The sequence below is a fragment of the Nocardia anaemiae NBRC 100462 genome (assembly GCF_001612725.1).
GTDB classification, from domain to species: domain Bacteria; phylum Actinomycetota; class Actinomycetes; order Mycobacteriales; family Mycobacteriaceae; genus Nocardia; species Nocardia anaemiae.
In genome coordinates this window covers 92,051-102,480 of sequence record NZ_BDAZ01000050.1, presented here as the reverse complement: position 1 = coordinate 102,480, position 10,430 = coordinate 92,051, and the positions used below count along the sequence as shown (strand labels likewise).

At 65.9% G+C, this 10,430-nt stretch carries 9 protein-coding genes and 1 pseudogene; 8 read left to right on the top strand and 2 right to left on the bottom strand.

All coding sequences use genetic code 11. The features are described 5' to 3' along the window. Positions 1-161: 161 nt before the first annotated feature. The 5 genes and pseudogenes from NA5_RS26705 to NA5_RS26685 form a co-directional block, all read left to right on the top strand. The gene (locus NA5_RS26705) at positions 162-893 is read left to right on the top strand and encodes a rhomboid-like protein (RefSeq protein WP_062990824.1); all 732 of its coding nucleotides are present in this window, start codon (positions 162-164) and stop codon (positions 891-893) included. Between the two features lie 58 nt (positions 894-951). Then, positions 952-1,638, top strand: coding sequence for an endonuclease NucS (gene nucS, locus NA5_RS26700; protein WP_062990794.1), 687 nt, complete (start codon positions 952-954; stop codon positions 1,636-1,638). 360 nt (positions 1,639-1,998) lie between these two features. Further along, positions 1,999-2,307, top strand: coding sequence for an Rv1322 family protein (locus NA5_RS26695; RefSeq protein ID WP_062990792.1), 309 nt, complete (start codon positions 1,999-2,001; stop codon positions 2,305-2,307). Between the two features lie 786 nt (positions 2,308-3,093). Then, on the top strand, positions 3,094-3,528 hold the full coding sequence (locus NA5_RS40670) for a hypothetical protein (protein ID WP_157110650.1): 435 nt from the start codon (positions 3,094-3,096) through the stop codon (positions 3,526-3,528). Between the two features lie 663 nt (positions 3,529-4,191). Further along, positions 4,192-5,670, top strand: a pseudogene (locus tag NA5_RS26685) (ISKra4 family transposase); the annotation flags it as partial. A 428-nt stretch (positions 5,671-6,098) separates the two neighbouring features. Here the strand turns inward: NA5_RS26685 and NA5_RS26680 are convergent. Together NA5_RS26680 and mce are read right to left on the bottom strand one after the other, a co-directional pair. Further along, on the bottom strand, positions 6,099-7,103 hold the full coding sequence (locus NA5_RS26680; protein WP_040687167.1) for a coiled-coil domain-containing protein: 1,005 nt from the start codon (positions 7,101-7,103) through the stop codon (positions 6,099-6,101). A gap of 86 nt (positions 7,104-7,189) precedes the next feature. After that, positions 7,190-7,663: a methylmalonyl-CoA epimerase gene (gene mce, locus NA5_RS26675; RefSeq protein WP_062990785.1), complete on the bottom strand. Its 474-nt coding sequence runs from the start codon at positions 7,661-7,663 to the stop codon at positions 7,190-7,192. Between the two features lie 127 nt (positions 7,664-7,790). On the opposite strand from mce, the gene NA5_RS26670 reads away from it, so the two are divergent. The 3 genes from NA5_RS26670 (at position 7,791) to NA5_RS26660 (ending at position 10,343) form a co-directional block, all read left to right on the top strand. After that, entirely contained in the window at positions 7,791-8,969 is a 1,179-nt protein-coding gene (locus NA5_RS26670; protein ID WP_062990822.1) for an acetyl-CoA C-acetyltransferase, read from the top strand. 89 nt (positions 8,970-9,058) lie between these two features. Next, a complete protein-coding gene (locus tag NA5_RS26665; protein ID WP_062990783.1) occupies positions 9,059-9,436 on the top strand; it encodes a DUF3817 domain-containing protein in 378 nt (125 codons plus the stop codon). Positions 9,437-9,497: 61 nt separating this feature from the next. After that, a complete protein-coding gene (locus NA5_RS26660; RefSeq protein ID WP_062990782.1) occupies positions 9,498-10,343 on the top strand; it encodes a tetratricopeptide repeat protein in 846 nt (281 codons plus the stop codon). Positions 10,344-10,430 lie beyond the last annotated feature (87 nt).

The following is a 10,430-nucleotide window of genomic DNA, read 5'->3' as shown; positions in this document are numbered from 1 at the left end:
CAGATTCTCTTTGCACGTTGTGCGGCACGAGGTTTCATAGCAACCTCACAGGGAACAGTGACCCTATGCGGCGCTCCGGTGTCCATGATGGAGAATGACAGAAGGTAGTAATCAGCGTCGGCAGTTCCGAGCGGGAGCGGTCGACGCGCATGGAGGTGTTGATGGTCGCAGCGACGACAACCGCAGACCGCGCGCCGGTCGCTCCCCTCAGACCGCTTCGCTCACGCTGGTGGCAGCTGAGGCTCCCGGCGACGTTCGGATATCTGGCGGCTCTTGTCGCTGTCACCGCGGTGTTCTCGGCGCTCAGTGAGTCGGCGCAGGCGCGGATGGTGCTGCATGCGAGCACGAATCTGCACAATCTGCTGGATGGCCGTGTCGGTACCGTGCTGTCGAGCGCACTGGTGATCGGCGATGTCAGCGCCGCCTGGGTGCTGATTCCGTTGCTCGGTTGCCTGCTGGCACTTGCCGAGCTGCGTTTCGGCGCCGTGCATATGGTGCGGGTGTTCTTGGCTGGACATATCGGTGCCACGCTTCTTGTCGCCGTCGGCCTGTGGATCGCGATCGAGGTCGACTGGTTGCCCGCCAGCATCCGCTGGGCGCAGGATGTCGGCGTCAGCTATGGCGCGATGGCGTTGGTCGGGGCGATCGTGGTGGCCATTCCGCACCGCTGGCGAATCGCCTGGTCCACTGTGTGGTTCATCGTCGCGGCCGAGGGCGTGCTGATCGAACGGACCTTCACCAATGTCGGTCATCTGTTGGCGTTCGTCATCGGAACCGCGGTCGGCTTCGGCATGCTGCGCGCGAAAGCGGCGTCTACCCGCCGACTCACCCGGGTCGAATCCGGTCTGCTCGCGGTGAGCGCGTTCCTCGCGGCCATCCTGCTCATGGGCTGACGGTCGATGCGACAGGGGTGACGCCGGGCTGGGCCGGGCACTCACCTACAGTGCTTGGGTGCGCCTAGTGATTGCTCGCTGTCAGGTCGACTACGTAGGGCGACTCACCGCCCATCTCGCGATGGCCCGCCGATTGTTGCTGATCAAAGCTGACGGTTCGGTGCTCGTACATTCCGATGGCGGCTCATATAAGCCGCTGAACTGGATGAGTCCGCCGTGCTGGTTGGAGGAGCGCGACGGTGATGCGGTGCCCGAGGGGGCGAAGGCCTTCTGGGTGGTCACCAACAAGGCGGGTGAGGAACTGCGCATCACCATCGAGGAAATCGAGCACGACTCCTCGCACGAGCTGGGTGTGGACCCCGGTCTGGTGAAAGACGGTGTGGAGGCTCATCTTCAGGAGCTGCTCGCCGAACACGTGCAAACCCTCGGCCCCGGTTACACACTGATTCGCCGCGAGTACATGACCGCCATCGGCCCGGTGGATCTGCTCTGCCGCGATGCCGACGGCGCGACCGTGGCCGTCGAGATCAAACGTCGCGGTGAAATCGACGGCGTCGAACAGCTGACCCGCTACCTCGAACTCCTGAACCGTGACCCACTCCTGGCCCCGGTCGCCGGAGTCTTCGCCGCACAACAGATCAAACCCCAGGCCCGCACCCTCGCCGAAGACCGCGGCATCCGCTGCCTGACACTCGATTACGACGCCCTGCGCGGCACAGAGAGCAACGAATTCCGCCTCTTCTAGCCTGTCGCGCCGCCATGGCGAATGGGTTCGTATGCTGCGCATAGATTTTGCCCGGCGGGCGTGGGGCGCGCTCCGGGTGGATTCGCCTGGCATGCGTGCGCCGTTGTGGAGGGGCGGACTGCGTCCTCGAGTGCGTGAGGTCGTCGGCGGCGGTGCGTGAGGTTGTCTGCGGTGCTTATGTTCGGTGAGCGCACGGCTGGCGGCTGGGCTGGGCTTAGTTCGCTGGGACCCAGGATTGGTTCCATGGGTTTGCTGGCTGACAGATGGTTCGCCGGGCAAACGTATGCGGCGCGGAGGTCGTGCGTGGCGGGCCTGGACTGCGCGCGCAGCGTGAATTCGGCCACGACCTAGGCTTATGGGATGCCTCGACGGAAACCGCGGACGCAACGTCAGGTGGGCCGCTGGCAGGAGGGCGCTCCGCCGATCGGTGATGTCTTCGGTCGGCGGGAGGCCGGGCCGGACAGCGATGATATGTATGTCGTGCGAACCATTCCGGGTAGTCGGGCGATCAAAACGTATCGTTGCCCCGGCTGCGACCACGAAATCCCGCCCGGGGTCGCCCATATCGTCGCCTGGGCGGTCGACGGCGGCGAAGACGACCGCAGACACTGGCACCGCGGCTGCTGGAACGGCCGCCGCACCCGTCGCATCACCCGCCGCTGGTCCTGAATGCCCTGCGCCCCAGAACAATCGATGCACTGCGCGTTGCCAGTGAACACCCCGCGTCAGTGCATACCAGGTGCAGACGGTGTGCGGCCGCGGCAAACAGCGCGCGTCTGCAGTAAGGCGCACTTTTGAACGGGTGCTTGCTGACATGGGTGCGCGCCTGCAGACATGGGCGCCCTATGGATGTGGGTGTGCCTGCGAACGTGCATGTGCCCCCCGGATGTGGGTGCGCCCGCGGGTGTGAGTGTTCCTGTGGACGTGTGTGCCTGTGGAAGTCGGCACCTGCGGACGTGAACGTGCCTGCGATGTGCATGCACCCGCGGATGTCGATGTGCCTGTGGATGTGGGTGCGCCTGCGAACGTGCATGCGCCCCTAGATATGGGTGCGCCTGCGAACGCGCATGCGCCCCTAGATATGGGTGCGCCTGCGAACGCGCATGCGCCCCTAGATATGGGTGCGCCTGCGAACGCGCATGCGTCCCCAGATATGGGTGCGCCTGCGAACGCGCATGCGCCTGCTGTGCAAGGTCCTGCTTGCAGTTCAGACAGATCAAATCGGAAGTGCGGAAAGAGGTTGGGTGCGGCTCTTTCTCAGTGAGCTAGTGGGCTGCGGAAACGAGTGTGGGGTGACGTTGGCGCTTCTATTCCCCGCGTGCCCTCGCGTCCTAGCGGCATGATCCGGACGGCCGACGGTCTACGGCGGCAACTGGCCGGGTACTCATAAGCCGTTGACAGGGGAGGGAGCATGAGGATGCACCTGCAGCGGACACAGGAGAGAGTTGGGACAGTATGAGCGACGACCCCGTGCTGGCAGCGTTCCGCCGGGCCCTCCGCCGTGAAGACGAGCTGGCGGTCCATGGCGCACTCGACAACCGCACGCATACAGTCGAACACTTCCCTGACGGTCGCGCGCAGCACACGTTTTCGGGCTCGTTGATCCAGACACCGCCGGAGTACGCCGCCGTCTACGAGCGCCGCGGCATCACTGCCCCGGTGCGGTCCAGCAGTTTCGACCCGGCCGCCCTGTGGCCATACCTGCCCCGGGAGCCACACGAGGCGCACGCACGTGTCAACGGGTACTTTTGGCTGCCGTGCAAGCTCTGTGGGCGACACTTTGGTGGTCACGAGATCACTAGCAGCATGCACCTGCCCGGCAGCGAGCCCGGCACCCTGACCGGTATCTGCCCGGTGTGCACAGCGGAGCGGAATGGCGGCGAGCCGTGACCGACAGGTTGTCCGATCAGTAGTTCGACGGACACCTTCGCCGGACGCACTTCCAGCCCCAGTGCGGCGGCGATATGCCCAGACCTCAACCCCCTTGCCCGCGTCGGCGAGCACTTCCAGAATGTCGCGGTAGTCCTGCGGCAACACCGACACCTGCGAGCCCTGCCCGCGCGGCGGCACCAGCACCACACCGATCGGCGACCGACCAGACGAAACCAGCTCCGTCTCAGCCGATTCCGAACACTCTTCTTCGCCACCTGTCAGTTCCGGTTCAGCGACTTCGCTGGCGGGGCCGAGGATCTCGAGCATCGTCTCCCGGGTAATCGCCAACCGCGACACCTGCTGCTCTGCCACGGAAAGCTCCTCGGACATCTCGGCTATCCGCCGCCGCAGCTGCTCGACGCGCTCGCTGGCCGCAGCTTCGCGCCGCTCTAGCGCTTCCATCCACGACGCCATCGCCGCCTCCACCCGCCGTGGAAGGGTTACGGTCGAAGCTGAAACGGCCGACTGCGCGGGGCTGGCTGGACGAGGCGATGCCGGGGATGTTCACCCTCGCCGACGGTGTCGACGTCAACGGATAGCGGACTCGTATAGCACGGTTGGCGGGCTCTTCCGTTTAGCGTCGAAGGTGCCACCCATTCGAAACCCGTAGAAGAGCCCGCGGTGACACCGTATGCCACGCCCGCGAGTGCTGACCCCTTTGACGCATTGAGGAAATCGTTCGCCGCGTTGGTCGCCGACCTGGAAAGCGAGCAGACCGCCCAGTTCACCCACGACAGGTTGGAGGATCTCGTCACCGGCAGAGGCCGCGAGCTGTTACGGCAGTTGCTGCAGGATCACCTCGACCTGCGAGCTGCGGCCGAGGAAGCCGAGCTGACCGCCCGGTTGCGTCGCGGTGAGCATCCGCGCGGCCGGAATCGGTTGGAACGCGGACATTCTCGCCTCCTCGCGACGGTGGTCGGGACGGTGACGGTGCGCCGCTGCGCGTTACGTGCTCCGGGGCAGTCGAATATCTATCCCGCCGACGTGGCGTTGTCGCTGCCGTCGGGTCGGCATAGCTTCGGCCTGCGCAAGCAGGCCGTGGCCGAGGCGGTCCGCTCGTCTTACGACACGACGAAATCGGCGATCTGGTCCCGGTGCGGGTCGGTGGCCGGGAAGCGGCAGCTGGAAGCTTTGGTGGCCGCGGCGGCGGTGGACATCGACGATTTCTATGCCACGAGAGTTCAGGAGCCGGCGACCGCGGACACGCTGCTGGGGTTGTCCGCCGACGGCAAAGGCATTGTCATGCGCCCGGATTCACTGCGGGAGGGAACCCGTCGTGCCGCGGCGCGGGCGGCGCCGGTGTTTCGCACCCGGCTGGCCTCGGGTGAGAAGGCGAACCGGAAACGCATGGCCACCCTCGCCGCCGTCTACGACACTGCACCGGCGCCGCGCAGGCCGCATGATGTGATCGCCGTGCCCGGCGGACGCGTCGGCAACCGAAGGCCCCGCCCTGGACCGCGAGCAGTCGATACCTGGCTGACCGCCTCGGTCGCCAAGTCTCCCGCTGAGGTCATCGCGGCCGTGTTCACCCACGCCGAAGCACGTGATCCCGGCCACGAGCGGACCTGGATCGTGCTCGTCGACGGAGACCGGCACCAGATCGACCTCATCCGCGCTGAAGCCGCCCGCCGGCAGGTGCTTGTCCACGTCGTTCTCGACGTAGTGCACCTGCTGGAATACGTCTGGACCTCGGCATGGTGCTTCCACCGCACCGGGGATCCCGCTGCCGAAGACTGGGTCGCTGCGCGCATGTTGCAGATCCTCACCGGCCACGCCGACAAAGCCGCCGATGAGATCGAAGCTCGAGCCACCGGACTCGACTGCGGCCGACGCACCGGCGTCGATGCGGCTGTGCGCTATCTACGCGGACACCTCGCATTCTTGCGCTACGACATCGCTTTGGCCCGCGGCTGGCCGATCGCCACCGGAGTAATCGAAGGAGCAGCCCGCCACCTCAACGGCGACCGCCTCGAAATTACCGGCGCCCGATGGGGATTGGCTGGCGCCGAGGCAATTCTCACCCTCCGAGCTCTGGCTGCGAACGGAGACCTGCAGCCCTACTGGCATTTTCACCTCGACCGAGAACACCAACGCACCCATTCAGGCTGCCTGATCAGCAGTCACTCAGGCAGAGCTGCACCTAAAGAGGTTAGGAGCCAAGCAGTTGGGTGCGCGCCTATGGATTCTCTTGGGGCTGAGGATCTTCGGGAGGCGGGCTTGCCAGGTAGCGCATACGGCTAGTCGCGCGGGACCAAATCAGAAGTGGACGCGGAATTACTCGGAAGTCTAGTGGTACGGGGGGTGGGGCTATGGGTTCTTTTGCGGCTGAGGAGTTCTGGGGCAGATGCGGAATGCCGGGCAATTATCCGGGGGCCGGTAGGTGCTTCGGTGGAGCTGAATATCGTTGTGGGGGTGTATGTCCCGTGCGGGGCGATGTCCGGATATTAGGAAGGCCGCCCCAGGAGTGGGGCGGCCTTGGTGTGAATTCGGTTGGGGTGTTGCGTTTGTCGCCGCTCAGCCCGCCGTCGTCAGTTGGTGATTTCGGCGTTCTCGCGCTCGTCGGCGTCGATATCGTCTTCCTCGGCCGAGACCTCGGGGATGGCCTTGGTGCGCGAACCGCCGGTGACCGACTTGGTGCCGCCGCCGATGGACTTGCGCTGATCCGGAACCCCGTCCAGGAGTTCGCTTTCCCGGTTGACGGCCGCGAGCATGGCGGGCACGGAGTCGAGCTGACCGCGGATACCGAGCAGCTGGGCGAGCACCCGGCCGCGCAGCACGCGCATCTCCTCGGCGAGTTCCTTGGCGTGCGCGATCTTGCGCTCGGAGGTCTGGGTGGCGGAGGTGATGAGGCGGTTGGACTCGTCGGTCGCGTCCTTGATCCGCTGAGCGGCCTCGGCGCGGCTGGTGGCCTCGAGCTCCTCCATGGCACGGGTGAGCTTGGTACGACGCTCCGCCATGGTGGCCTCGAAGTCCTGCTGGGTCGCCTTGCGCTTGGCATCGGCTTCCTTGCCGAGGCGGTCGGCCTCGGCCTGAGCGGCCTCGATGATCTTGGCGGACTCGGTACGCGCATTCGCCAGGGTCTGCTCGAATTCGATTTCGAGCGCCTCGCGCTTCTCCTTGGTCTCGGCGAGCAGCGATTCGTACTTGCCACGCATTTCGGTGGCCTGCTGCTCGGCGATCGACACCATTTCCGCCGCCTCGGCCTGCGCGAGCGCGCGAACCTCGGAAGCCTCGTCGGAAGCCAGCCGCAGCATCCGAGAGATGCGGTCGGACATGCCTTCCGCAGTGGTTGGCGGAACCGAAAGGCGATCGACTTCCTTACGGAGCTCGTCGATCTCGTCCCGCGCGTCCTCCAGCTGGCTGGCGAGGTTACGGGCTTGCGCCGCAGCGGCATCCCGATCTGTGGCGGTGACCCTTAACTCGGCATCGAAACGGTCGAAGTAGTTACGTACCTCGTCTTGCGCATAACCCTTGCGCACAACGGTGAAGGGCAGTGCAACGAAGCGATTGCGATCGGACTCAGGTGACGACATGGCACACAAACTACAGCCTACTTGCACCTCATGGTGACTCGACCGCGAATGTGATCGGGACGAGTTTTTCAGGCCCGATCTTGATACTAGTGCGTAACATTCGGGTTCGGCTCGACCAACTCGATCAGCACACCGCCAGCATCCTTCGGGTGAATGAAATTGATGCGAGAATCGGCGGTTCCGTGACGCGGGGCGTCGTACAGCAAACGCAGACCTCGATCACGAAGATACGTGGAAACGGCCTCGATATCGGTGACGCGATAGGCGAGTTGCTGCAGGCCCGGGCCGCTGCGATCGATGAACTTGGCGATGGTGGAGTCCGCATTGAGCGGCGCCAGCAACTGCAGGGCAGTCGCGCCGTCCGGTGCGCCGGGCAAAGACAGCATCGCCTCGTGCACGCCTTGGGCCTCGTTCACCTCGCGATGGGTCTCGATCATGCCGAGATTGTCGGCATACCAGGCAATTGCGGCATCCAGTTCGGGCACGGCGATGCCGACGTGGTCGACGGCGATGACGTAGTCGCCGGGGATGAAACTCGACGGGTCGTTAACATTGCTCACCCCTCGAACGTAGCGCGTACCTGGTAGGGGGCGTTCGAGTAGGACAAGCTACCGTTGAGTACAGAGGTTGACGTCGCGAGTGCTCGGTGCGCGACGCTGTTTGCGATCAATGAATGCGAGGCTCGTCGTGACCACAACCGTGATCGTCTCCGGTGCGCGTACCCCGGTAGGGCGGCTGCTCGGGGGTCTGAAGGACTTCACCGGTTCCGACCTGGGCGGTTTCGCCATCAAGGCAGCACTGGAGAAGGGCGGGGTCGCGCCGGAGCAGGTCGACTACGTGATCATGGGCCAGGTGCTCACCGCGGGTGCGGGGCAGATCCCGGCCCGGCAGGCGGCCGTGGCAGCGGGCATTCCGATGGATGTGCCCGCGCTGACGGTGAACAAGGTGTGCCTGTCCGGTATCAACGCGATCGCGCTCGCGGATCAGCTGATCCGGGCGGGTGAGTACGAGATCGTCGTCGCGGGCGGTCAGGAATCCATGAGCCAGGCCCCGCATCTGCTCGAAAAGAGCAGGGAGGGTTACAAATACGGCGATGTGACACTGCGCGACAGCATGGCCTACGACGGTCTGCACGACATCTTCACCGACCAGCCGATGGGTGCGCTGACCGAACAGCGCAACGACGCCGAGCCGGTCAGTCGGGAGGATCAGGACGCGTTCGCGGCGGCCTCGCATCAGCGTGCGGCGGCGGCGTGGAAGAACGGTGTCTTCGACGACGAGGTGGTCCCGGTCTCGGTGCCGCAGCGCAAGGGCGATCCGATCGTGGTGGGCACCGACGAGGGCATTCGCGCGGACACCACCGTCGAATCGCTGGCCAAGCTGCGTCCGGCCTTCCGCAAGGACGGCAGCATCACCGCGGGCACGGCCTCGCAGATCTCCGACGGTGCGGCCGCGGTGGTCGTGATGAGCAAGGAGAAGGCGCAGGCGCTCGGCCTGAGCTGGATCGCCGAGATCGGTGCCGCGGGCGTGGTGGCCGGTCCGGATTCGACGCTGCAGGATCAGCCCGCCAATGCGATCGCCAAGGCCTGTGCGCGCGAAGGCATTTCGCCCGCGGAGTTGGATCTGGTCGAGATCAACGAGGCGTTCGCGGCGGTCGGTATCGCGTCCACCCGCAAGCTCGGCATCGATCCGGAGAAGGTGAATGTCAACGGTGGCGCGATCGCCATCGGTCACCCGCTCGGCATGTCCGGGGCGCGCATCCTGCTGCATCTGGCGCTGGAGTTGAAGCGGCGCGGTGGCGGTATCGGCGCGGCCGCGCTCTGTGGTGGCGGCGGTCAGGGTGACGCGCTGATCATCAAGGTGTAGTTCTCTCCTCCGTCGACCCGGCATCCACCGGGTCGACGGAGTTCCGGTGTGACCGGTTCAACTACGGCCCGTCGTAGCAGTCCGGCACAATGGTGGCCATGGGCAATTTCTTCGACTTGAGCACCGTGGCCAAGCGGTTCCGCTTCATCGCCGTGCTGGAGGCGATTTCCTGGGTCTTCCTGATCGTCGGCATGGTGTTCAAGCGCCTTCCCGACCCGGTGCTGTGGCCGGTCAAGGTGTTCGGGATGACGCACGGCATCATCTTCATCCTGTTCGTCATCACCGCGATCCTCGCCGCGCGCGAGCTGGCCTGGAACACCAAGACCACGGTGCTCGCGCTGCTGTCCAGCATTCCGCCGTTCTTCACCGTGCTGTTCGAGGTGTGGGCGGTGCGCGCGGGCAAGCTCGGTGAGCTGAGCGAGGTCGGTTCCGTCGACTCCGGAGCCCCGGCGTCGGTCACGCCGTGACAAACTGGAAGCCGTGACTCGACCTGCTGCCCGCCGCCCCTCGCCAGCCGTCGCCGCCGCCATGTCCGGTGCGGTGGATCTGTCCAGCCTGAAGCAGCCCCCGGCCGGGGCGTCGGGCGCGGGAGGCGGCGACTACGCCGTCTCCGAAGCGGATTTCGAAACGAAGGTACTGCGCCGGTCCACCCAGGTGCCGGTGGTCGTCGCGCTGTATTCGCAGCGCAGCCCGGGCAGTGTCGAGCTGGTCCGGACGCTGGAGCGGCTCGTCCAGGAGGGCGCGGGCGCGTGGGATCTGGCGACGGTCGAGGCCGAGGCCAATATGCGGATCGCCCAGGCGTTCGGTGTGAAGGGCATTCCGACGGTGATCGCGGTGGCCGGTGGTCGACCGCTCGCGGATTTCGAGGGCGCCCAGCCGGAGCCGCAGGTTCGGCAGTGGTTGAGCGCGGTCGTCGAGGCGGTCGGCGGTCAGCTCGAGGGCGGTGAGCAGGCCCCGGCACCCGAGGACCCGCGTTTCACCGCCGCGGAGGCCGCGCTGGAGCACGGTGACCTGGCCGGTGCCGAGGCGGCCTATGAGGCCATCATCGCCGCGGAGCCGGGCAACGAGGAGGCGAAGAGCGCGCTGCGTCAGCTGCGCTTCCTGACCCGGGCCCAGGCCGTTTCGGACTCCGCGATCGCCACTGCCGATGCCGATCCGGCCAATGTCGACGCGGCCCTGGACGCCGCCGATGTCGAATTGCTGAGCCAGCAGCCGGAGGCCGCGTTCGACCGGTTGATCGCCGTGATCAAGAAGACGGCGGGCGATGATCGCACCAGGGCGCGTACCCGGCTGCTCGAACTCTTCGAATTATTCGATCCGGCAGAGCCTTTCGTGGTTGCGGCCCGTCGCAAGCTGGCAGCCGCGCTGTACTGACCGGCCGCTCGGGGTGCGTGTGGCATTGGCTGATATCCCGATGCGATCGCCGGGCCCTGTCGGCTGATCGCAGCGGGGCGGTCGATT